This window comes from Calothrix anomala FACHB-343, from assembly GCF_014696435.1.
Classification (GTDB): Bacteria; Cyanobacteriota; Cyanobacteriia; order Cyanobacteriales; family Nostocaceae; genus Aulosira; species Aulosira anomala_A.
The window spans coordinates 1-24,109 of sequence record NZ_JACJQG010000109.1 but is presented as its reverse complement, the minus strand read 5'-3'; the positions used below and the strand labels follow the sequence as shown (position 1 = coordinate 24,109).

The 24,109-nt window shown below is 41.0% G+C and carries 16 protein-coding genes and 1 pseudogene; 4 read left to right on the top strand and 13 right to left on the bottom strand.

Annotated features, from left to right (window positions below; all coding sequences use genetic code 11):
• Positions 1 to 337 precede the first annotated feature (337 nt).
• Positions 338 to 691 (top strand): annotated as a pseudogene (locus H6G08_RS35225) (transposase); the annotation flags it as partial.
• Positions 692 to 737: 46 nt separating this feature from the next.
• Here the strand turns inward: H6G08_RS35225 and H6G08_RS35220 are convergent.
• The 7 genes from H6G08_RS35220 to purC all read right to left on the bottom strand — a co-directional run bounded on the left by H6G08_RS35220 (position 738) and on the right by purC (position 9,235).
• On the bottom strand, positions 738 to 1,586 hold the full coding sequence (locus H6G08_RS35220) for a lysophospholipid acyltransferase family protein (protein WP_190551707.1): 849 nt from the start codon (positions 1,584 to 1,586) through the stop codon (positions 738 to 740).
• Between the two features lie 54 nt (positions 1,587 to 1,640).
• The gene (gene lpxB / locus H6G08_RS35215; protein ID WP_190551705.1) at positions 1,641 to 2,822 is read right to left on the bottom strand and encodes a lipid-A-disaccharide synthase; all 1,182 of its coding nucleotides are present in this window, start codon (positions 2,820 to 2,822) and stop codon (positions 1,641 to 1,643) included.
• Positions 2,823 to 3,057: 235 nt separating this feature from the next.
• Positions 3,058 to 3,879, bottom strand: coding sequence for an acyl-ACP--UDP-N-acetylglucosamine O-acyltransferase (lpxA, locus tag H6G08_RS35210; RefSeq protein WP_190551703.1), 822 nt, complete (start codon positions 3,877 to 3,879; stop codon positions 3,058 to 3,060).
• Between the two features lie 317 nt (positions 3,880 to 4,196).
• The gene (gene fabZ, locus H6G08_RS35205) at positions 4,197 to 4,715 is read right to left on the bottom strand and encodes a 3-hydroxyacyl-ACP dehydratase FabZ (protein ID WP_190551701.1); all 519 of its coding nucleotides are present in this window, start codon (positions 4,713 to 4,715) and stop codon (positions 4,197 to 4,199) included.
• 101 nt (positions 4,716 to 4,816) lie between these two features.
• A complete protein-coding gene (lpxC, locus tag H6G08_RS35200; protein WP_190551699.1) occupies positions 4,817 to 5,650 on the bottom strand; it encodes a UDP-3-O-acyl-N-acetylglucosamine deacetylase in 834 nt (277 codons plus the stop codon).
• A gap of 186 nt (positions 5,651 to 5,836) precedes the next feature.
• Positions 5,837 to 8,398, bottom strand: coding sequence for a BamA/TamA family outer membrane protein (locus H6G08_RS35195; RefSeq protein ID WP_190551697.1), 2,562 nt, complete (start codon positions 8,396 to 8,398; stop codon positions 5,837 to 5,839).
• 99 nt (positions 8,399 to 8,497) lie between these two features.
• Positions 8,498 to 9,235 carry a phosphoribosylaminoimidazolesuccinocarboxamide synthase gene (gene purC / locus H6G08_RS35190; protein WP_190551695.1) on the bottom strand — a complete coding sequence of 246 codons (738 nt, stop codon included), beginning with the start codon at positions 9,233 to 9,235 and terminating at the stop codon, positions 8,498 to 8,500.
• Positions 9,236 to 10,096: 861 nt separating this feature from the next.
• Here purC and H6G08_RS35185 point away from each other — a divergent pair.
• Entirely contained in the window at positions 10,097 to 10,381 is a 285-nt protein-coding gene (locus H6G08_RS35185; RefSeq protein ID WP_190551693.1) for a DUF7219 family protein, read from the top strand.
• A gap of 115 nt (positions 10,382 to 10,496) precedes the next feature.
• Here H6G08_RS35185 and H6G08_RS35180 read toward each other — a convergent pair whose 3' ends face one another.
• From H6G08_RS35180 to H6G08_RS35160, 5 genes are all read right to left on the bottom strand, one after another.
• A complete protein-coding gene (locus H6G08_RS35180) occupies positions 10,497 to 13,145 on the bottom strand; it encodes a GAF domain-containing protein (RefSeq protein ID WP_190551691.1) in 2,649 nt (882 codons plus the stop codon).
• A 206-nt stretch (positions 13,146 to 13,351) separates the two neighbouring features.
• The gene (locus H6G08_RS35175; RefSeq protein WP_190551683.1) at positions 13,352 to 14,488 is read right to left on the bottom strand and encodes a glycosyltransferase family 4 protein; all 1,137 of its coding nucleotides are present in this window, start codon (positions 14,486 to 14,488) and stop codon (positions 13,352 to 13,354) included.
• 583 nt (positions 14,489 to 15,071) lie between these two features.
• Positions 15,072 to 16,226, bottom strand: a complete 1,155-nt coding sequence (locus tag H6G08_RS35170; protein WP_190551681.1) for an NAD-dependent epimerase/dehydratase family protein — start codon at positions 16,224 to 16,226, stop codon at positions 15,072 to 15,074.
• 204 nt (positions 16,227 to 16,430) lie between these two features.
• Positions 16,431 to 16,952, bottom strand: coding sequence for a hypothetical protein (locus H6G08_RS35165; protein ID WP_190551679.1), 522 nt, complete (start codon positions 16,950 to 16,952; stop codon positions 16,431 to 16,433).
• Between the two features lie 54 nt (positions 16,953 to 17,006).
• Positions 17,007 to 19,961 carry a PAS domain S-box protein gene (locus H6G08_RS35160; RefSeq protein ID WP_190551677.1) on the bottom strand — a complete coding sequence of 985 codons (2,955 nt, stop codon included), beginning with the start codon at positions 19,959 to 19,961 and terminating at the stop codon, positions 17,007 to 17,009.
• Between the two features lie 361 nt (positions 19,962 to 20,322).
• On the opposite strand from H6G08_RS35160, the gene H6G08_RS35155 reads away from it, so the two are divergent.
• Complete coding sequence (locus tag H6G08_RS35155; protein ID WP_190551675.1) at positions 20,323 to 21,759, top strand: carotenoid oxygenase family protein; 1,437 nt, start codon at positions 20,323 to 20,325, stop codon at positions 21,757 to 21,759.
• 139 nt (positions 21,760 to 21,898) lie between these two features.
• On the opposite strand, the gene H6G08_RS35150 is transcribed toward H6G08_RS35155, so the two are convergent.
• Positions 21,899 to 22,978: an RNA ligase family protein gene (locus H6G08_RS35150; RefSeq protein ID WP_190551673.1), complete on the bottom strand. Its 1,080-nt coding sequence runs from the start codon at positions 22,976 to 22,978 to the stop codon at positions 21,899 to 21,901.
• A gap of 330 nt (positions 22,979 to 23,308) precedes the next feature.
• On the opposite strand from H6G08_RS35150, the gene H6G08_RS35145 reads away from it, so the two are divergent.
• The gene (locus tag H6G08_RS35145) at positions 23,309 to 23,869 is read left to right on the top strand and encodes a hypothetical protein (RefSeq protein WP_190551671.1); all 561 of its coding nucleotides are present in this window, start codon (positions 23,309 to 23,311) and stop codon (positions 23,867 to 23,869) included.
• Positions 23,870 to 24,109: the final 240 nt, after the last annotated feature.

The following is a 24,109-nucleotide window of genomic DNA, read 5'->3' as shown; positions in this document are numbered from 1 at the left end:
TTGGCTGCTGGTGAAGTTGCTCCTGTTGCTCTAACTGCTCCTGCTATCAACGGCTAATTGTCTGAAGATAACAATAGCTTCTCTGTGAATTGAAAAGCGCTCTCCCGGTTGGGGGGGCGCTTTTTTATTGTGTATTTGGGATGGAGGAAAAGATTGATTTTATTTTAGAGCCAAAATTGGCGATCGCCTTCCATCCGACTAGGACGAATACCTTGCAAACGCAAATAAGCCATACGGTCAGATCCATATAGTGGCATCGGTAAACGAGGCTCTTTTAAAGCTCCATGATGCAACAATGTTAGTTTAAGAGTAATTTCTAGAACACTTTCAATTGATAGAAGATATAAATGACCACGAACAGTTAAGGCACGACTTAATGTTTGGGCTGTCAGTGGGAAAAGTAATTGGTCTAGAGAATGAAGCAGTTACTCTAGCTGGAAAAAGCACCTTAAATCGTATCGAACACTGCCCGGAAACAGTTTCAAATAGAGCCGATAGTCGGTATCATCGTATTGAACATCAGGCAGAAGCAATAGAAAATTTGTTGGTGGAAATATTTTTGGAATCCTATTCAAAACCACCAAGACAGATAATTTTGGATTTGGACGTTACCGACGACCTCGTACATGGAAATCAAGAAGAAGCGTTCTTTAACCCTTATCTGGTGAAGATGTGTTACCTGGATTTGTATTGTATTTACAGCAGATTATGTAATTTTAAAATTTTTTAAATTAATTTTAGGATTGATGAGTTTGTTTCACCAATTCATCTAATTCTTGCTGCATTTGGTTAACAACTAATTCATAACATGTATTTACATAGTTGCGATCGCTCGCTGCTTCTCTACCGTAATGTTCAAATTTAATCGGCGGACATAATCTTGTATGAATAGTCACAGGGAAAGGGATGTTTGGCAATGGGCCGATAGATAATCCCCAAGGTAAACCAAGGTAAATTGGAAATACTACAGGATCAACCCCAAATAACCAAGGCATCCCTAATTTGTGGAGTTGCTGCAGAATGTTATAACACTCCGTCAGCACAATTAGGGTATCGTGGGCACCAGAGGATATTACTGGTACGATTGGTACTTGTTCTCGCAGCGCTAGCTTAATAAATCCTTGTCGTCCAGCAAAGTATATTTTGTTGCGTAAACTATATGGACGAAAAACATCTTCCGCACCGCCAGGATATACCAGCACGCTAGCACCACTGCGTAAAGCCGCATAAGCCATTTTCGGATGAGCAATGATTGCTCCCATCTTGGCTACTAATTCTGCTATTTGGGGAATTACTTCCCAGACAGCAGGATGCATTAAACCGTAGACTGGTTGCTCTACACCAAATCTTCGGAACCAGTCATACATCATCATCAACATATCCGGCGCTGCTAGTCCCCCATTGTGGGAACCAACAAATAAAACTTTTTCTTGGGGTGATACATGCTCCCAACCACTAGTTTGCACGCGGAAATAGTGGTCATAAAACCACCCAAGTATGGGCATGATTGATTCTATGAATCTCGGATCTCGCCGATCCAAAGACCAACCAAGTTTTGTATCGAGATGATGTTGTGTTTCTGACATTCACGAATGTTAACAGGAACAGGAAAGCTCAGACAATGATTCCTGTAGATATTTCTAGACAATTGTAGAAATTTCAGTAGATTTACGCATCTGCAAAATTTCTCTAGCTGCGCGATCGCATACTCCTACTTCTCCTAAACACTGGCGCATTTCTTGATAATCTTGGAAAGTTTGCTGTTTTTTCTGGTTATTCAGCAATGATTCCATCGCAGCTTGGGTAATATTTTCGGCTGTCGCTGCTTCTTGTAATAATTCTGGGACAATTTCCCGCATCACTAGTAAATTTACTGGTGATGCAAAGGGAATGGAACCTTTGAGAATTTTCCGCGCAATCCAAGCGGTAATCGGATTCAAGCGATAGACAACTACTTGCGGCACATTTAACAAAGCCAGTTCTAAGTTAACCGTACCTGATTTAGTAATGGCGAAATCAGCCGCCGCAAAAACTTCTTTTTGTTGTCCTGATAAAACAGTAGCTCGTAAACCGTAACGCTCAATAGCTGCTGCAATTGGCTGTCTAAAATCCTCTAAAGATAGGGGAATCCAGAAATGTACTTCTGGTAATTTAGCTTGTATCGTTTGTGCAGCTTGAAAAATTATCGGTAACAAATATTTTAATTCTTGCTGTCGAGAAGCAGGTAACAAAGTAACTGCGATCGCCTCATCAGCAATTCCCAATTTAGCGCGGGCTTCCTGGCGGCTGGGGGCGCTTTGCATCCGGTCTATGAGGGGATGCCCCACCCAGGTGACATCAGCCCCTGAGGAGCGATAATAACGGGCTTCTTCTGGGAAGATAGCTAAGAGTTTCTTGGTAAAGCCGACGATGCGGTGAGTATTGCGCAAACTTATCGACCATACCCACTCTTGGGGCGCGATGTAATAAACTACTGGCACATCGGGCAAATTTTGCTGCATATAAGTGCCAATACCCAAATTAGGACTCATATAGTCAATTAACAACACCAAATCTGGGGGATGTTGTTTGAGAAATGCGATCGCTTTTCTTTGGACTAGAAGAGTCGGTACTAAATAAGGTAGGGCTTCTAAAATTCCCATTGAGCCGATATGACTCGTATCGCCGAGAATAGTTGCGCCAGCTGCGGCCATTTTTTCGCCACCCAGCGCCACAATCTCTAATTCTAAGCCAGCAGCCACAGCTTGACGCTTGAGCGCTGTAATTATGAGAGCACCTTGCAAATCGCCAGATACTTCGCCAGTGCTGATAAATATCCGCATTGATTGGGGAAATTAAAAAATATGTTTTTATCTCACGCAGAGGAGGACACTTGCATGGGCGGCTTTGCCGACTTGAGCAATGTGTCCGTCGCGCAGAGGCGCAGAGAAGAAGACATGAGAGTTTTATGTAAAATCTCTCTTCAAATTTCTTCCTTTGTGTACTTCGCGCCTTTGCGGTTCGTTTTTCTGAGTTTGAGTTGAGAATTGAGTCCGCAACTCAAACTTCTCTGTCCACTTACGACTCATCACCACCAGCGCTGACTTTAGCCTTACCAGGAATTAAACCTCGTCTTCCCGGCATTTTAGAGAGTAGTAGAAAGCGCCGCAGGTTTTGTAAATGTTCGGTATCGCCTAACAGTTCTAACTGTTCCAACGCCTCTTTAAAAGTCAAGTTAGAGCGATAAAGAATCCGAAAGGCTTTTTTGAGCATTTGGATCTCATTTGCATCCATCCCAGAGCGTTTTAACCCTACTAAATTCAGGGTGCGGACTCTAGCAGGATTACCTTCCACAAGCATATATGGCGGTACATCGCGGTCAATACGTGCCATCCCGCCAATCATCGAATGTCTGCCAATCCGGACAAATTGGTGAACTCCCAAAACTCCACCTAATCTAGCCTTAGATTCGATGTAGACATGACCTGCTAGGGCCACTGAGTTGGGGATAATTACATGATCTTCAATGACGCAGTTATGAGCTACATGGACATAAGCCATCAGCAGGTTACCGTTACCAATGATGGTTGCTTCTCCCGCACCAGTAGCGCGGTTAATGGTAACATATTCACGAATTTGGTTATTGTCACCAATTTTGACCCAGGTAGGCTCTCCTACATATTTGAGATCCTGGGGTTCCATGCCAATAGTTGCACCAGGGAAAATCTGATTTCTTGCCCCAATTTCACAAGGCCCTTCTAGCACTACGTGAGCGCCAATTATAGTTTCCGGGCCGACTTTAACATGCGCTCCAATCACAGCATAGGCACCGACTTGCACTGATGGGTGGAGTTCCGAGTTAGGATGAATTACAGCAGTTGGGTGAATAAGCGTCTTCAAGGGTGAATCTCCAGAACTGTCTTAAAAGCCTGCGCCTGCATAGGCTTAAATAAGCAGCGCGATGCTGGGGTAAACCCCATTTTCGTGACTGCCATTTCCATTCAGGCGACTGGCATTGCGGAACGTTGAAGTACTTAGGTACTGAAAAACTAGGTCTTCAGTGACCGAAGTGTCGGGCAAAGCAAGTTAGGTGTGAGGGCGAAGAAATTTAAGAAATTATAATTTGCTATTGTGGCATGTTTATTTTACTGTTATCCTTTTTCAGGTCTCAGTAAAGGCACATTCACGGCTGTGCCCTTACCACAAGAGTTAGGCTTTTAGTTTACTAGAGAAAACATCAATTCGCCTTCAGCAGCTAACTGACCATCTACTTCAGCACGACCTTGCATTTTACCGAAACGACGCTGTTTAACCCACAACAGTTCCACGGTCATGATTAGCTGATCGCCAGGGACTACTTGGCGACGAAAGCGGACTTTATCGATCCCAGCAAAGACAAACAATCCAGCCGTATCATAATCTGGTAGTTGTTTTAAAACTACACCGCCTACTTGTGCCATTGCTTCCACAATTAACACTCCCGGCATTAAAGGTCTTCCGGGGAAATGACCTTGAAAGTGGGGTTCGTTGATGGTGACGTTTTTCACGCCGACTGCTGATTTGCCGGGAACGTAGTCAATAATTTTGTCTACCAGTAAAAACGGGTAGCGGTGAGGTAAGAGATTTTGAATTTCTTCGCTAGTGAAGGTTGTTTTTACCTCTGGTGTACTTTCGGCTTCAACGATAGAAGCAGTGGCGATCGCATTGCTAGAATTGGCTTCGGTCAGGATTGTCATGGGCTGTGCTATGGTTTGTGAATCTGGAATCGAGTCAGCGAGGGAATTTTAGATTTTAGATTGGGGATTTTAGATTGGAGATTTTGGATTGATTGAGCAATCTAACGCCCTAAATCTAAAATTCTTTGTGCCAGTTGAATATGTAAATTATGGCTGGCTTTGTACGCTAAGAAGTGAGCTTGAGGAATATTTCCCACTAAACTCAAATCTCCTACTAAATCCAAGATTTTATGACGTACTGGTTCATTTGCAAATCTTAATGGTGGATTTAACCAGCCATCAGGGCCGCAAACAAGGGCATTTTCTAAGCTACCACCCTTAATTAAGCCAGATTTTTGCAAATATTCGAGTTGATGCAGTAAACCAAAGGTACGCGCCGGAGCAATTTCTGCTGCAAAGCTAGCAGCAGATAGCAACCAACTATGCCATTGATTACCTATTGCCGGTAAGTCAAAGTCAATCCCATAACTAAAGCGCGTTTCCGGTGCGGGGATAGCGGCAACAAAGGTATCGCCCTCATAAATCCAAATTGGCTCTTTAATGACTGGGGATAATGGACTGTCATTTGTGGGTTGTGACAGCAAGCCAACTGCAGCAATACTTTCTGTCCAGATTCGCGCCGAACCATCTAGCAAGGGTAATTCCGCGCCATCGATTTCAATTCGGGCATTATCCACACCCATACCTACCAGCGCCGCCAATAAATGCTCTACAGTACGAACGCTGACTTCACCTTTACCCAACTGGGTAGAGAGGACTGTTTGACTCACTGCTGCAACTTGGGCGGGAATAATTGGCGCATCTGGTAAATCCACGCGCACAAAGTAGCGCCCGCTACCCACTTCGGCTGGTAGTATCCGTACATGGGTATTCACACCGCTATGCAGCCCTACTCCGGTTTGCGCGATAGATGCTGCTACTGTGTGTTGTTGCATAAGCAAAAAGTCACTTTTTTGCGGTTGGTATTGTTCATCTTCAGATTTATCAAACCTGCGAACTGCACCTGAAAATATTATCTTTCCTGGTTAGGGGGCAGGAGTCAAGGGTTAAGAGTCAATGGTCAATGGTCAATGGTCAATAGTGATTGATTTTTGACAACTGACAACTGACAACTGACCAATTTAAAACCTTTCTCCAATCCCAAAGTTAATGCGGCTATCACCGTCGTCGTTTATACCATAGTCAATTCTGATTGGCCCTAGTGGTGATTGTACGCGGACGCCTAGACCGTAGCCGTAGCCAGTACCGTTTTTGTTGAGTAGTTCGGCGGCTCTGGTACTAGTACCTAAATCGCTGCCAAAGTCAAAAAATAATGCTCCACTAACTACGGAAAATACGGGGAAACGATACTCAACAGAGGCTTGCACGTAACTGCGGGCACTGGTTAATGTACCATCTTCATAACCACGTACGGAGTTACTACCACCAAGGGTAAAGGCTTCATAGGGTGGTAAATCGCCTAAAACGGTACCTCCCTGTAAGTTAAAGGCGAGAGTTTGCGGCCCTTTCCCAATGCTAATGAACTTGACGGGAACATATTGGCTATAACTTCCCCGTAAGCGGGTAAGGAAGATATTACCTTGTCCTATGGGTACTGACTGATCTACCCCAAAGCGGAGATAGGAACCGCTAGTTGGTTGTAAGGGGTTGTTGCGGCGATCGCGTTGCGCACCTAACTGCAATAAGAATAAATCGTCATCGCCGGAACCAGATTGAGTCAGGGGAATTAATTCTGTCGGTAGTCCATTCTGGTAAACAGTACCTTGGGTTCTGCTGTTACCATCTGCATCTTTGGTGGAAACTCGCTGATATTGGAAGCCAGCCGAAGCAGTCCATTCGGAATTGGCGTAAGGATTCGCCGAAAGCGGCCGGGTAAAGGTTAAACCGCCACCTAAACGAACAACACGGGGGCGATCGCCTTCGGTATCACCAGGGTTAAAAGTCTCAATATTGTTATCTTTGCCGTCAAAAATCAAGGAAATTGAACGGCGGCGGAAAATATTCGCCGTGTAGGAAGTGCGGTAGGGATCGCCACCTATCCAAGGATCTGTAAAGCGCAAGTCAAATAATAATTCCCGTTCGCCTACTTGTAATTCTGCGCCTAGTCTTTGGTTTCTACCATTGAGGTTTTGCTGTTGATAGCTAATAGTACCGAATAATCCACTAGCAGAACTGATACCCGCACCAGCCGCAATGGAACCACTGTTGCGTTCTGCTACATTCACTACCACATCTACCTTGCTGGGGTCGCTACCAGGGTCAAGGGAGACGTTAACATCTTCAAATATTCCTAGACCAAATACCCGTTGTAGGTCTTTTTGTACGGTATTGCGGTTAAATACCTGTCCTGGCTTTAACTCCAGTTCTCTGGTAATAATATAGTCCTGTGTCCGACCCCGGATTGGTTGTCCTTGCTCGTCTACTTCCTGCCCTTCTTTATTGCGGAACCGGACTTTAATATCTTCTACTACCCCTTCTGCGACTTGTAAAGTCACCACTCCATTTTCAGAGACTTGGGGTGCGCCGATGATATTCGCTAGTACGTAACCTTGGTCTTGATAACGCTTGGTTAGTTGCTTGATACCTTCCTGCAAGTCCCGTAAATTAAGAATCCGTCCATACTGCTCGCGGAAAACTTCGTCTGCGGTATTTTGTGGAAGTACGGAAGCAACATTTGTCCCTGGATTCGCTTGGATTTCTACTTTTGTCAGGACTGGGTTTGGTTGGACAACAAAACTTACTCTTACACCCAACGGTGTATCTTCTGGCACTGCCTGAACATTGGAGAAGAAGCCTGTACCAAAGATGGCATTAATATCTTCTTGCAGTTGGGAACGGGTGGTAGTTCTTCCAGGTTGAGTACGAATGACTGAGTAAACTTGATTTTCCAATTCTGGTGTTAATTGCCCAGTTTGGGGTCTCACTGCTACTTCTGCTACTAATACTCTGGGTTCAGTTGATTCGCTAGTCGGTTCTTGATTGTTAGGAGATACTGGGGGAGTAGTATTACTCGGTGCAGGAGTATTATTCGGTACTGGAGAAGGTACGGGAGCAGGTGCAGGTTGTGGCGTACCTGTTGGCGGATTATTGGGAAATGGTACTTGGGGCGAATTTTGGGCAATTTTTGGCTGGTTACCGGGAATTGTAACTTGTGGCGTTGCTGTCGCTGCTGAGGACTTGGGTAATAGTGCGATCGCCTGTGGTTGCAGCCCCTCTAATCCCTTGACCCCCGTATTTTTAGCTATGGGTGGTAGGGGGATAGTTACAGATTTTACCTTCTCTGGATTTACTTTTGGGAAGGCAGTAGCAATGGTTTGTGGCTTTAAACCCTTGAGTAGTCTAACTCCCGCACTAGGAACTGTGGGCAGAGTTGGTCTAGTTTGGGGAATGGTTGATGTTGTCGTGGGAACGATAAATTCTGATGCGCCATTTTGTGTTGCTGAATTGGGTTTGGCGGCAACAATATTAGGTAACATCACACCTTCTACCGCCGAAACCTGTGACGATGCCTCAGGATGATCTTTTTGTTGAGTAACTTCCGTTTCTGGCTGCTGATTTGTCGTGGGGATTAACGACTCTGTTGTCTGTTGAACACTGTTAGCGGTTTGTGCATTTGCACTGAGCGGAGTACCTAAAGGGGCTGTAATTGCTACAGCTGCCACTAGTACGGGAGATAAACGCATGTTATTTTAATTCCTCTTCTCGTCCACACACCATCAAAAAGCAATTATGCTCTTATGTAATAAGGTAAAAAACAAAAATATTCTTTTTACCGGGGTTATTTAATTTTGACTTTCTACTGCTTGTAAAACTCTTTGTAAAACCTCCTGGTAGGCATTTTCGATATTTCCCAAATCTTTACGAAAGCGGTCTTTGTCCATGACGCGACGGTTAGTATCTGCTTCGGCGCTGTCCCACAAACGGCAAGTATCAGGGCTGATTTCATCGGCTAAGATAACTTGATTTTGGGAATCTAAGCCAAACTCTAGTTTGAAGTCTACTAGGGTAATGCCACAACCCTGCCAAAAGCTGCGCAGGAACTCATTGATTTGCAATGCTAGATGAGTAATTGTCTCAACTTGTTCCAAAGTAGCTAGTTCCATGAGGAAGAGGCGATCGCGCGTTAGTAGTGGATCTCCCAATTGATCGTTTTTATAATAAAACTCTACCAATGGCTGTTTGAGTATTGTGCCCAATGCTAGACCAGTTTGCGCACAGAGACTACCCGCAGCAATATTGCGCACAACTACTTCTATAGGTACAATCTTCACTGCCTTCACCCGCATTTGATTTGGGGCAGGGCTATCAATAAAATGAGTTTTTATACCTTGTGCTTCTAGCTGCTCAAACAGCTTACTCGATATAATACAGTTAATGTTTCCTTTTCCTTGGATACTGCCCCGTTTTTGGGCATTAAAGGCAGTGGCATCGTCTTTAAAATCAGCCAACAAGACTTCAGGATCGTCCGTTGTATAGAGAATTTTTGCTTTGCCTTCGTATAACTTGGAATGAACAGACATGGTGAGCAGTAAATTTACAGGTGATGGGCAGATCTTCTTGCTTAAAGCTAAACCATTTTATCTTTAGTTATTAGTAATTAGCTATTACTTATCAATTAGCCTGCCATATAACAAATAGACAGCACTCCTGTTTGATTTGTGAATTTACGCCAATAGGTAGGTAATCGGCAACAGTTCTCGGATTATGATCGTAACAACAGCATTGGGTGAGGATAAGTCCAAATCCCGGGTAACTCCACCCGCAGAGTCTTAGGGTTTCTCCTTAAGTACACCACGAGGATCGGTTAACGCCCATCTAAATTGCATAACTACTAATCAAGGCTGTTAACAGTCAACAGTCAACAGTCAACAGACCTCACAATGAATTGTGCAACTGAAAAGCAGAATAGCTTAGTAGTAGAGTAAGTTCTTTTTTCAACTCTGAAACCGGATTCCCGGACACATGCTAAACTTTTTATAAAAGTGTATTTTTTAACAATGTAATCAAACTTTTATATGCAAGAAAAAGAGATTATATTAGCTAATATAGTATATATTAATACATTATCAGTCCGGCTTTTAGCTTAGTTAATCAGGTTCGTGATTTCGCCCAATCATGCACTAAGATGAAATGAATTGGTAACTAGCTGGATCGATCAATCTAACTGTTGCCAAGGTAATCAAAAACCTTCTTGGTAAATCTTGCTATTTTAATGATTTTTAGCTTTGACGATCTCTGGTCAGAATTAGAATTGACAAATTCACCCAAAAGGTTTACACAAGAGGGGTTTAATTTTTCAATTACTCCCGACTGGACAAAACGGAGATGTAGAACGGCTAATGATTCAGCTTCAGATATAAACACAGGGGGGAGTTGAAGCAGTGGAGAAAAAAACAGTGACTAAAGATGATTTTCTCTATCCGCGTGGCCGTTACTACGGTCATGTGAAGCCAGAAAACTTGGTTTTCAATGCAAATCTACAAGAATTTGCCCAGCGCATAAGTTATATCTGTAACTTAGAAACAGGAGGTAAATTACCGCCTGAGGAAGCTTACAAACAAATTAAAGAGCTTTGGAAACAGTTAAAACGGACTAAGAAACAACTAAAAATTGGTGAAAGTCCTTTTCAGGATGACCAGGGTAACCAGGATGAACCAGAAGGATAAAGTTGTCAACAGTCAACAGTCAACAGTCAACAGTCAATAGTCAACAGTCAACAGTCTAGTATTTCTTAACCAATGACCAATGACCAATGACAAATGACAAATGACAAATGACCAATTACTTACTCGCCATTGTCCAGACACCATCCCAAGAATCAGGGGGTGGTGTTTGTTTATAATTATGGGCGCGTTCTAGATGAATTGCAACAGCTTGGTCTTGGGGTCGAATGTGCTTGGCGTTTTCAAAGCAGTCAATGGCGCGGTGGAAATTACGCGCTAAATAAGCCATTCTCCCAGACTGATAATAGAATAAAAACTCTTGGGTGGCATCATCAAGGGGATTAGTGCGATCGCTAATTAACTCATAGATATTTACAGCTTGATGCTTGCCTTTCACCCGAATTTTATCTAATTGTCGCGTCCAAATGCGATCGCTGCACAAATTATAAGTAAATTCGCTTAAAACAATATCACAACCATATTCTTTTGTTACACCTTCCAAGCGAGAGCTTAAATTGACACCATCGCCAATCACAGTGTAATCCATCCGTTTGTGAGAACCGATGTTACCAGAAACTACTTCGCCAGAACTAATACCGATACCGATATGGATTTGTGGTTGTGCTTGAACAATCCGCCGTTGGTTAAATTCTGCTAATCGGTGGCGCATATCTAATGCAGCTTGTACGGCTCGCCAAGCATGATTTTCTGTTAGGGGTAAAGGTGCGCCAAATACCGCCATTAAAGCATCGCCAATAAATTTATCTAAGGTGCCTTCATGGTTGAAAACAGCCTCTACCATTGTTTCAAAATACTGATTGAGTAATGAGACAACCTCCGCCGCACCGAGATTTTCTGTTAGGCTAGTATATCCCCGGATATCCGAAAATAAAATTGTTACTTCTTTTCTTTCCCCTACCATTAAAGAATCTTCCCCCAAAGCCATTACCTGTTCAGCTACATGGGGTGTGAGGTAACGGTACATGGTAGTTTTCATGCGTTTTTCCTGGCTGATGTCTTCCAACACCACCAACCCACCGCGAACCCCACCTTCAGGATTTGTTAAAGGATTCACCGTCAGATTGGTGCTGCGTTCAACTTTTTGCACCTCACTCCCACGCAAAAACTTAGATTGAGGAGTCAGGGGTAAATTCCAGGGAATAAAAACATCTTGATTTTGGCGATCGCACAATGCCAAAATTAGGGAACCAGGAATGTAAAGCGGTTCTCCTACAGGATTAGCGTTACTAGAATTGGGTATTTGCTGATTTCTTTCTCCTTCTGTTTCACCCTTAACTTGGTTTTCAGAAATAGGGACATGGTACAACCCCACAGTCAAATTTTGTTCGGGTACATAATGTTTAGCCCCTGTTTTTAAACTATCTTCCAGGCGCATTTGTAAATTCTCAATGGGGACAACTTCCCAAACAAAGCGTCCTAGTAAATTTTGTTCCCACAAATGTTTTTGATTTTTGTGGGGATTATCGCCAATGGGACAACCAAGTAATTCTAAAGCTGCATCATTAATAGTGACAATTCGACCAACCATATCTGTAGATATGACCGCATCCGATAAACTTTGTAAAATATCTTTTTGATATTGTTTTTCTAATAATACATTTTCAAACAGGCGAGCATTTTCCAAAGCAATCCCCGCTTGGATATTAAAAGCTCGCATAAATTCTTCATCAGAAGCAGTAAAACTACCTTGTTGTTTATTAATTAATTGAGTAACACCGATTAATTCATTAGCAGAATTAAATACAGGTAAACATAAAATATTGCGCGTTACATAACCTGTTTTTCTATCTGTAGTGGGATCGAAGCGGGGATCGCGATAAGCATCGGGAATATTGACAGCTTGTCCAGTTGCCGCCACATAGCCCACAATTCCCCGATTACAAGGCATTCTGATTTCGATAAAATTTGTCCCATCAGATGCTGCTGCTACCTTTGTCCATAATTCCCCCATTTCTTTACGATATAAAAATAGGGTGCTGCGGTCTGCTTGCATTAAAATTCGGGCTTGCTCCATAACTATTTGCAAAGTTGCTTCTAAATCTAAACTTTGCCCTAAAGTTTGAGTCGCCCTTAAAAGTGCTGTAGCTCCCCGTTGATTGCGTGCTGCAACATAGAAAGTTTGGCAACTTTCTAAAATAATCCCAATTGCTGCTGCAAAATCGCGAAATCTTTCTTCATCATCATGGTTAAACGGAATCTCCCCGGCTTTATTCGCCAGTTGTACCACAGCGACAATTTGGTTTTTACTACTCACAACCGGCATACATAACAGGTTGCTAATTTTGTAGCCCATTTGCTTTTCTAATTCTGGGCTAAATAAGGGATGAGTAGCAGTTTCCGAAATATTTAAACACTTACCAGTACTAGCAACATGACCGGGAATACCAACAGAAATTGGCGTGCGTATTTCTAAAAATTTTTGACTATTATCTTGGGGAACCTTTGACCAAAGCTGGTTTTTGTCATAATCAACTAAAAAAATGGCTGTATGTTCTGCTTGGAGAATTTGACCAATTTTCAGTGTAATTGCTTCTAAAACTTTCTCCAGCATTGTTTCTAGAGCTTCATTATTAATTAATTCAATAGCTCTGAGAAATTGCTGGAATTCAGCAGTAATAAAATCTAATAAACAAACAAATTCATTAACAGAAAGATCTTTAACACGACGCAGCAAGGCGTGGGTACGATTAACTTGAGTAAGTTCAGTTAATGTAGCCAAGACGCTACCAGGATTAGGGAGTGTCATGGAGATTCACAGACGAGGTATGAGGGAACAGGGGCTAGGGGCTAGGGGTTAGGGGCTAGGGATTAGGGACTAGGGGCTAGGGGACAAGGAATTTTAGATTTTAGATTTTAGATTCAAACCCAATCCAAAATCGCAAATCCAAAATCCAAAATTGAATTGCCCAATGCCCAATGCCCAATGCCCCATGCCCAGCTAATAATGGCTATTTAGACTACTTTTGTCAACTTTTGCGAAAAAATTATTTTTTGATAGTAATCTTGTAGCTGGCGTGTGGCGTTTGCCCATCCCCACCTTTCAGCTTCTTGACGAGCATTTTGACGGATTGAATCACGTTCTTGTTTCTCCTGTAATAGGCGAACAGTAGCGGTAATTGCACCTTGAATATCTGCTGTTGGCTCAAATAGATAGCCATTAACCCCGTCTGTAACAATATCAGGAATTCCACCTGAACGGGCGGCAACTACAGGACAACCTGCGGCCATGGCTTCTAGTAAGACTAATCCTAATGTCTCTGTGCGGGATGGAAAGATGAAAGCATCAGCACTAGCAAAGGCTGAACCTAACTCTCTTCCCATGAGATAACCAACAAAGTTTGTATTAGTACCTGCAAAGTGTTTTTCTAGGGCTGGGCGATGGGGGCCATCTCCTACTAATGCTAACCGCGCTTGGGGAATTGCTTCAAGAATTGGTTTGATACGCTCAATTTCTTTTTCGGCAGATAAGCGACCGACATATAATAATAGTGGGCTTTCGGGATGATTTTGTGAAAGACGCGATCGCATTTCATCACTAGCTAAATCGGGATGGAATAATTCTGTATCTACGCCTCTTTGCCACAAATCTACCCGTTCAATTCCATGTGCGCTTAATTCTTCTACCATCGCTGTGGAAGTACAGAGATTTAACTCAGCTTGATTGTGTGCGCCTTTGAGTAATTCCCACAGTAAACCCTCTAACATTCCCAAGCCGTAATGCTGGAGATATTGGGGTAAATGAGTATGGTAAGACGCGACTAAAGGAATGTTCAGGACTTTGCTATAAAATATTCCAGCTAATCCCAAAACCGCCGGATTAACGACATGAATAATATCTGGTTGAAACTCTTCTAAGGCGTGCCCTATGGCTGGTCGCGGTAGCGCCATTTTTAACTCTGGATATAATGGCAAGGGAAAGCCACTAACGCCGTAAACTTTAGCTCCTTTATGTTCGGTGATTCCGCCTTCTGGGGCAATCACTAAGACTTGATTTCCATGACGTTGTAGATGGTCAACGGTGTGACGCAAGCGCGTTACAATACCGTCCACCTTGGGCAAAAAGGTTTCGGTGAATAGGGCTATTTTCATAAAAAACTATTCAGTCCAGGCAGATAATCCCAGCTTGTTTTGCATTTGTTGCTCAATCACAGGGTAAACTGTCTCGCGTAGCTTAATCAATTGTCATTGGTCATTGGTTGGGTTTTTAGGCTCTTAAGATGGTTTGATGCAATTATCAACTTACTGATGCAAAATTCAATCTTGCTCCTTGATTAGGTGAGGATTTGTGTAATGCTGAAATCTTATAAGTAATAATTTTATCTTGTTTAATAAAGTATTATCACTTATAAAAATTTCCGAAATAAATATGAAATGTGCTGTTGAGAATGAGATTGATTCAAAATTACCACGTCTCCTCTAGATGACTAATAATACTTATTGCGCAGTTTTTATACCCTATCCGGAACTATACATCAGCCACAAAAAATTTGGCTTGATCTAACTCAGGCGATCGCAACTAAATTCGCCGCCAAAATAGCTATGTTTGGCGGCGAAGTCAGCAATTACTAGACAATATACTTGATATACAAAAATGGACTAATCGTCTTATTGGGTGAGAATGTGACGACCAGTTTGCGGACAGCGACTAACTTGATTTACACACAGATTTGCTTTATCTTCTATGCCAAGAGACTTTCGGCAGAATTTGCTGATTATCGACTCGTTTTTGATACTTGATGGCAAAGTTTAACAGTGAATCAAGTAGAGAATCAGAGAGATAGTGAGGTTGTAAGCCTAAATCGAGGAGTTTGGTGTTTTTAGCGTTGAAATAATGTTCTTCTTTTTCAACTCTGGGATTATCGAGGTTATTGATTTCCACATTTAATCCCATTGCGTTCCCGGCTTTTTTCACCATAATCGCCAAGTCACCAACGCTGAATTGCTCGGTAAATTGGTTAAAGACGCGGAATTCGCCAGGTTGGGCAGGATTAGCGATCGCAATTTCAATACAGCGCACCGTATCCCGAATATCTAAAAATCCTCGCGTTTGTCCGCCTTTACCGTAAACAGTTAAAGGATGACCGATAGCCGCTTGAATACAGAAGCGGTTAAGTGCTGTACCAAACACCCCATCATAATCGAGGCGATTGATCAACAATTCATCCATTCCGGTTTCTTCGGTTAAAACGCCATAAACTACACCTTGATTTAAGTCTGTAGCCCGCAATCCCCATATCCGACAAGCAAAATGGATATTATGACTGTCATGGACTTTGCTGAGGTGATACATTGACCCTGGTTGTTTCGGATAAGGTAATGTATCTTTGCGCCCGTTGTGTTCAATGGTGATGTAGCCTTCCTCAATATCGATATTCGGCGTACCATATTCGCCCATTGTTCCCAGCTTGACTAAATGACAGTCTGGGAAATCTTCGCGCATTGCATACAGCAAATTCAGCGTTCCGACTACATTGTTCACTTGAGTCAGAACTGCATGTTCTCGGTCAATCATGGAAAATGGAGCCGAGCGCTGTTCCCCAAAATGCACGATCGCACCAGGTTGGAATTTATGCAACGCTTTCTTGAGGAACTCGTAATTAGTGATATCACCAACAAAGAGGTCTATGGATTTACCAGTTAAATCGTACCAGCGCTGAATACGTTGCTGAATTGGCGCGATCGGAGTGAGAGTTTCGACACCTAGCTCGTTATCCCAGTGCCGCCGCACTAAACTATCTAATATTCCAACTTCATAACCTTTATTTGAAAGGTAAAGAGCAGTTGCCCATCCACAATAGCCATCGCCACCAATAACCAGGACTTTCATTTTTACCTGTTTTCACTCGCTGTAAGCTAAATCTATCAGGTTTGTGTCACCACTCAACCACCTAAAGGCAGAAAATCGTCATTAGGGAATAGGGGAGAAGGGGGACAAGGGGGACAAGGAAGACAAGGGGGACAAATGACAATTGTACAGACAAGGGTTCATCGCGTCTCTAACAAATGCCCAATGCCCAATGCCCCATAATTACTACAGCACTTTATATTGCTGGGCTATGTAGTAAAATAAACGGTAATAATCAGTAAAATCTTGGCTGTCGCTACGTCCTTGCCAATAGTATTTAACTTGACCTTGAGTAATGGTGAGAGTCATGGAACTTCCCTGCTGACCTACTTCCACTACCATGACTCCAGGTATGCCTTGAGCGGTTTTAAAGTTGGGATTGACTGTCACCTTTGCCTCTGGACTGACTGCTTCTGGTAGCCGATTACCAGCCCAAGACCGAATTATTACTGAGTTTTTCTGCGGTGAAACAAAGGCTATGCCATCACCGTTATCTGGAGGTGGTAAGGCATTCCAGTTACTAGGATAGGGAAACTCAAAGCGATAGCGGTTATTTGTGTAAGTCTTCCACACTACATTGGAAGCGTTAAACCCAGGTGCTGTACATCCCCACAGCATGATAATTAAAGCGATCGCTTTACCCAATCTGTAGGTATGATGATAAATTTTTCGCCCCAAACTATAGGCTGGAAGCGTAGCAGTAGACATTGATTGCACCCAGTTAGCAATTCTCGGAAATTGGTTTTATTTTATACTTAAAATCTATTTTTGTGTTAAAGGAATTGTAATCACAAATTCCGTACCTTTTCCAGGTGAGGAAATGCATTCTAAAGTACCACCATGTTGTTTAGTGATAATTTGGTAGCTAATAGCAAGTCCCATACCTGTACCTTTACCAACTGGCTTGGTGGTAAAAAAGGGATCGAAAATTCGCTGTTTAATATTTTCTGGTATTCCCGGGCCGTTATCAGCAATCCGTATTTTTACTTGATTTGATTTTATGAGTTCAGTATATATATGAATCTGCGGTTTTTCTCTGTGTAAGAATTTTTCTTCTGAGCATTGGCTATTTAGATGTGAATCTTCCAAGGCATCAATCGCATTTGCCAAAATATTAATCGATACTTGGTTTAGCTGTCCAGAGTAACATTCAACTAGAGGTAAATTACCATATTCTTTGATAACTTCTATTTTGGGATGTTGAGGATCGCCTTTGAGTCGGCTCTGTAAAATCATCAGAGCGCTATCAATTCCTTCGTGAATATTAACATCTTTAATTTCCGATTCGTCCAATCGCGAAAAAGTTCTCAGAGATAGGACAATTTCTCTTATGCGAATTGCCCCAGATTGCATAGATCTGAGTATATTTGGGAAGTCTGACTTGAGAAAATCTAGTTCGATTATTTCTGTAAAATCCTCTATTTCTGGCACAGGTTGGGGATAGTATTTTTGGTATAATTTTAGTAATTGAAATAAATCTTGGGTATATGAATTTGCATAGTTGAGATTGGCATAAATAAAATTCACAGGGTTGTTAATTTCATGGGCTACACCTGCGACTAATTGTCCCAAACTTGACATTTTTTCGCTTTGAATTAACTGAGTTTGAGTGTGTTGCAGTTCCTTTAATGTGGCTTTGAGTTTTTGTGTTTGTTGTCTTAATTGGGCTTCCGAATTCCGCAGGGCGGCTTCAGCCTGTTTTCGGGCTGTGATGTCGCGAAAATACCAAATTCTGCCGTAAAAGTCACCTAAGGGCGATCGCACTGGTGCTGAATAACGGTCAAATGTCTGTCCAGATTTGAGTAAAATTTCATCACGACTTTCTTCTTGGGGATGTTCGTACAAATACTCAACTTTAGCCAAAAATTCTTGCGGATTCTCTAATTTGTCTAATACCCATCCGAGAAGTTGGCGATCGTCATTAGTTGCGATTATTGATGCGGGAATTTGCCATAATTCAGTAAAATTTTGATTATATGATGCTACTAAGCGATTTTCATCAATAATCAGAATTCCATCAATAGAAGCTTCTTGTTGTGCTTGCAATATAGCATTACTACGTAACAGTGCTGTTTCTGCTTGCTTGAGTTGAGTAATATTAGTAGCTGTACCCGTAATTCCTAAAATTTTGCCAGTGTCATCTTGTAATAAGCAGGCATTACACAACAAATTCAAGTTTCTACCATCTTTAGCTAAAAAAACAGCTTCATAATGATAAACTGACTCAGTTGTGAGTTGTTGCGGCAGAATATTTAAGCTTTTTTGTAGTTGATTTGATGGCTCAAACTCGCTACAGTGACGCCCAATTATTTCTTCTGGTTCATAACCACAGATATTTTTTACAGCCTGATTAACAAAGATAAAATATCCTTGGTTATCTAATGACCAAATCATATCTTGGCAGGTTTCAACTAAGTGACGGTACTTACTTTCACTCTCCTGCAAAGCTTGTTCAGCTTGTAAGCGTTTGATACCTAAAGCAATTTCATTAGATGCTAATTGCAATGCATCTAAGGTTAATTCTGTGAGGGGATGACGAGCAAACATTGCAATTACTCCCACCAAATTTCCATCTAACATTAAAGGATATCCGGCGAAAGCAACCATACCTTCACGTTTAGCCCATTCTTTATCTCCCACAAGCGGATCTTCGAGAACGGAATTAGTTAAATGAGGTTTACGTTCTTGGGCGATTAATCCTATTTTGAACATCCCTACAGGAACACGCCTATGGGGCCCGTCAATGTGGGTATACATTCCCGAACTAGCTTGTAGTTCTAGTACATTTTCTTGGGGGTTTAATGTCCAAATACGAGCAAAAGCAGCATTTAAATGTTTAACTACAGCATCTGTACAATGCTTTAGACTAGCTTGTAATGTAGAGCTTTGAATAATAGCAGTATTAATTTCTACGTGAAACGCAGCTAAGGATACTTTTTCTGCTAGGGCTAATTCTGCTTGTTTGCGAGTAGTAACGTCTTGACAAGTTACCAAAATTCCCAATAAATTTTTTTGGTTATCTCTTAAGAGAATTTTATTAGTTTCTAACCACAGTTGTTGACTATCTGCTTGAATGTATGGTTTGACAACATCATATTCTGCTTTTTGAGTTGTTAGTACTTGTAAATCTGATTCCCAAAACCAATCAGGCTGGTTTTGATTTTTCATTAAATCATAGTCAGTTTTACCAACAATTTTATTTATTTCATCTACACCTATAATTTCCGCAAATTTTTGATTACCACCTAAATAAACGGAATTAACATCTTTCCAATAAGTCGCTAGAGGAATATTATTGATTACTTGGGAAAATATTTGTTGTCCAGATAAAAGTTTGGCTTCCCGTGATTTTTCTTGTGTAATATCGCGCAGAATAACAATTAAAAACTGATTACCGAATTCATCTTCAAAACAAGACCTTTTAATTAAAAAGCAAGACTTGACACCATCTAAATTAGTCCAAGATTCTTCTGTTTGATTAGCAACGCCAGTATTAAATACTAATTCATCTTGTTTATGCAATCTATCTGCTTGATTTTTTGAAAAAATATCATACTCTGATTTACCAATTAATTCTGCTGCTTTAAAGCCAAGAATATGACAATAGGCTTCATTGAGAAATACCCAGTTATGTTGACGGTCTTTGACAAATAATGGTTCAGGTATATGTTGCAGGATTTGAAGCAGAAACTCTGGATAATATTTGAGAGCTTGCATATTATGATTTTGTGAAAACCCGTCTAATAATTATGTGTTTTTCTTTAAATTTACAGATGAAGCAGGATAATATTTAAACGATACATAGCAGTCCTATTTTAATTGATGTCATATTGCTGGTTAACAGGATTTATACTGCTTATTTTTTAAAGGAAATTCAGGCTGAGATGGCTTGTCTTGTAAGATTTTGATAAATAAATTTATTTACAGCTATATAGTAATAATATGTGGCAATTATGAAGAAAATCTGAGGAGTTGTCTGAGTGAATAATTTATTTCTCTAGCTAGAGGCGCTAATGAAATTAATTAGCTTTTAAATTTTTACTAAAGGTACAAATTGGATTAATAGAGTCAATTTCATATGCATATACTTAATCAAAAGTCAATAGAAAAAACTTGGGGTCAAGCGATCGCTCAACCCGGGGTAGAATTTTCACGTACAAACTTAAAACTATTGTTTGGTAATATACCTAAATGTTTACGGGGTACGCTTTACCGCAATGGGCCAGCAAGGCTAGAAAGAGGCGGTATTCATGTCGGACATTGGTTTGATGGTGATGGAGCAATTCTGGCAATAAATTTTACCGATGCAGGGGCTAGCGGCGTTTATCGTTATGTGCAAACCTCTGGTTATCAAGAAGAAGCAACAGCAGGCAAATTGCTGTATGGTAACTATGGGATGACTGCGCCAGGAGCAATTTGGAATCAATGGCGCAGACCAATTAAGAATGTTGCTAATACCTCAGTGCTGGCATTACCTGATAAACTGTTAGCATTATGGGAAGGCGATCGCCCTTATGCCCTTGACTTAGAAAGCTTAGAAACTCGGGGAATAGACGATTTAGGTGCTTTACATTTAGGTTTGGGTTATTCTGCTCATCCGAAAGTTGATCATAAAACCAAAGAAATTTTTAACTTTGGTCTGAGTCCGGGATTAAATGCTACCCTCAACCTTTATAAAAGCGATTTTACCGGAAAAATTCGCCAAAAAGCCAAGTTTTCTTTAGAAGGGTTACCTTTAATTCATGACTTTGTGTTAGCGGGAGAGTATTTAATATTTTTTGTCCCAGCTGTAAAGGTAAATAATATCTGGCCTATCCTGTTTGGTACTAGTACATACGGTGATTCGCTAAAATGGTGTCCGGAGGTAGGAACTCAGATTTTAGTATTCAATCGTGAAGACTTATCTTTAGTCAGTCGCGGATTCACCGAACCTTGGTTTCAATGGCATTTTGCTAACGGTTATGTTGATGCTAGCGGTACAGTAATAGTTGATATCGCCCGCTATGAAGATTTTCAAACTAACCAATATTTAAAAGAGGTAGCGACGGGAGAGACGCATACTCTTGCTGAAGCTAGACTGACACGAGTTCATTTACGCCCTGATACAGGGAAAGTAACAGCAATTCAAGAACTCGTAGATAAACATTGTGAATTTCCTGGTGTACCGCAGCAAAATGTGGGACAAGCTTCACGTTACACTTATATGTGTACATTTCGTCCAGAATCAGATATTAGCCGAGAAATATTAAATGCGATCGCGCGTTTCGATCATCACACAGAAACTTTTACCGCAGCAGATTTAGGCGAAAACCGCTATTGTAGCGAACCTATCCACGTTCAAGATAGACAAAACCCAGCCCAAAGTTGGCTGATAACTGTTGTCTATGATAGTAACTCTCATAGTAGCGAAGTTTGGGTATTTGATTGCGATCGCTTAGACGACACACCCGTTTGCAAACTCGGATTACCTAGCGTTATTCCCCCAGGTTTTCACGGTACTTGGAAACCTGATTAATTCTATTCAATTCGTAGTCAGGACTTCAGCCCTGATAATTATAGCTGTAGTCAGATAGATTAGGACATCAAGCTAAGATAAAACCCTGACCATAAAAGGCTTTTAATTCAGTCAACAGTCAACAGTCAACAGTCAACAGTCAACAGTCAACAGCTATATCGACTAAATTTTGAGATGCTTGATGTAATTGTTCAAGCATCTTTTTTTGTTCAGTATCTTCTATAGCAGTGAAAATACTTGCATACTCTTCTTGGAAACTTTCTAATACATCGCTAGTTAATAATTCTATCAATTGCTGACGCTGATTTTTATCATTTTTAGAAACTCTCCCCCATTTAGAAATAACATTATTTAACCGATTAGGCGTAACCAAAGCCAACATTTCTTGACTCAATTCTGCTTCTAAAGTTAGCTGAGGAATTATTGGCTGTTGTTTCACAGTCCATTTTTGTGCTTGATGAAATCGGCTATCTTCTGCGAACTCTGGAATCTTCTGCTTAATCATCGGACGGATTTTATCTTTACCCTTATCTATATATATAGAATGAAGTGGTTTAATCACAACTCCTTCAGCTTTATTTATAAAGGGTAACTTTGGTAAACCTAAAATTCCTGGAATTGTAGATTCAAACTCAATATTATATGCCAAAGCATCATTATATTTACCGCTGAATAATGGTGTTGCTGCCATCATCCCCACTTGCTGAAATAGCTTGAGTGCTATGTCATAATCTAAATAATCTTTTTGTTGTTGATTATTATCCTTCAGTACAACAATATCAAAAGCACAGTATTCGATTCTCGGTGAATAATAAACACCAGTTTGCACAGCCTGAACATGACTAACAGCAGGTACATCAGGATGGGGATATTCACCTCCAAATAATTCTCCGTAAATATAGATTGTTTGCAAAGTCATTTCCGATTGCAAAAGCCGGAAAATCTCTTTAACTTGGTACGATAATTTGGCTTTTAAAGATTGATAATCAAAAAAATCTTCTTCTGGCTGTAAAAATTCCTTCCTTTTCGCAAAGCGTACCTCTCTACCATCAGTGCTGATACCAAAGTTAGCACCATGAATTTTTTCTGTTACCACCCAATCTGTTTTGTTAAACAAGCGGTAATCTGATTCTGTTAAACCCCATTTATGGAAATTTTCCGGGATTTTCTCATAACTGAGGTATTCCCATGTTGAAACATTGCTACCTACTTCGTCCATAAATAGCACAAATATCCTGATTAATTAAATTTGTAGTATGCATTATACTACAAAAATTGCCGTAAGTAATTCTGTTAGCGATCGCCTGGACAATTAACGAGTTTATCCACTACAATTGACCCACAGAATTAGCTGACTGTAGCCCAAGTATAAATACCAATCCCTAGTTAAGGGGATGAAAGCTAATTATGAGCTTAATTTAACGATGCTGGTGGAATTTATCTAGCATTATTTGCGGCTGAATAGGCAATGCAAAGTTGCCAAAATAATTGCTTGTAGGTCAACAAAGTCAAATTATTAGTAACCTGTATTACACATTTTTATTAGATTATGCATAACAATATACTTGAATCTGCGCGCAATGGAGATATTCAGGCGATCGCTTGTTTAATCGAACAGGCAATTTTGATAAAGGTAGAAGCAAAAATAGAATATAAGGTGACTCTTTTATTAAACATAAAATCACCTAATCCCAAAATATGTGCCAGAATTATTCCTGTGTTAGAAACAATTAAAGCCCCCATTAAATCAATACATATAGCTGGAATCAATTGGCATAAATATTTTGCGCTGCACAGTGATAAGTATGTAGATAATACAAATCTTGTAAGAATATTAAGTGCAGTTGTGTTTGGTTTGATTGGCGGGACAATTGCGATGAGCGATGTTTTCTCTCAACACCCTACGCCAGTAATAGCTAAGGCTAGCACCACTTTACAAAGAACTTTTCAAGGACACAGTGAAGCTGGTTATGAACTTTGGGCAGATAAATCTTGTATATATGTCAAAGGCATTAAAGAATCGGATTTCGCACGGTTAAAAACTACATCGGCAGGCTATAAACAAGTCATCAAGCAGCAAACTGGTTTCCAATGCGTGAGATTTGAATAAATAGAGCAGTGCAATTAAAGATAGCTAGTAAGGGCTGTCATTAGTCATTAGTCATTAGGGACTTCCAAAGAATAAATTATCCCAAATTGTAGGGGCGGGGTAACCCCGCCCCTACGAGTTGCGGGCTTGGTAAGTTACAGCATCTTCCTGTAAATAGACCACGCTGTAGGGGCACGGCATCAGTAAAATTATTGTATGTACCAAAAGATTGTCGGTGTTCCCTACGATAGATGTGGTTCA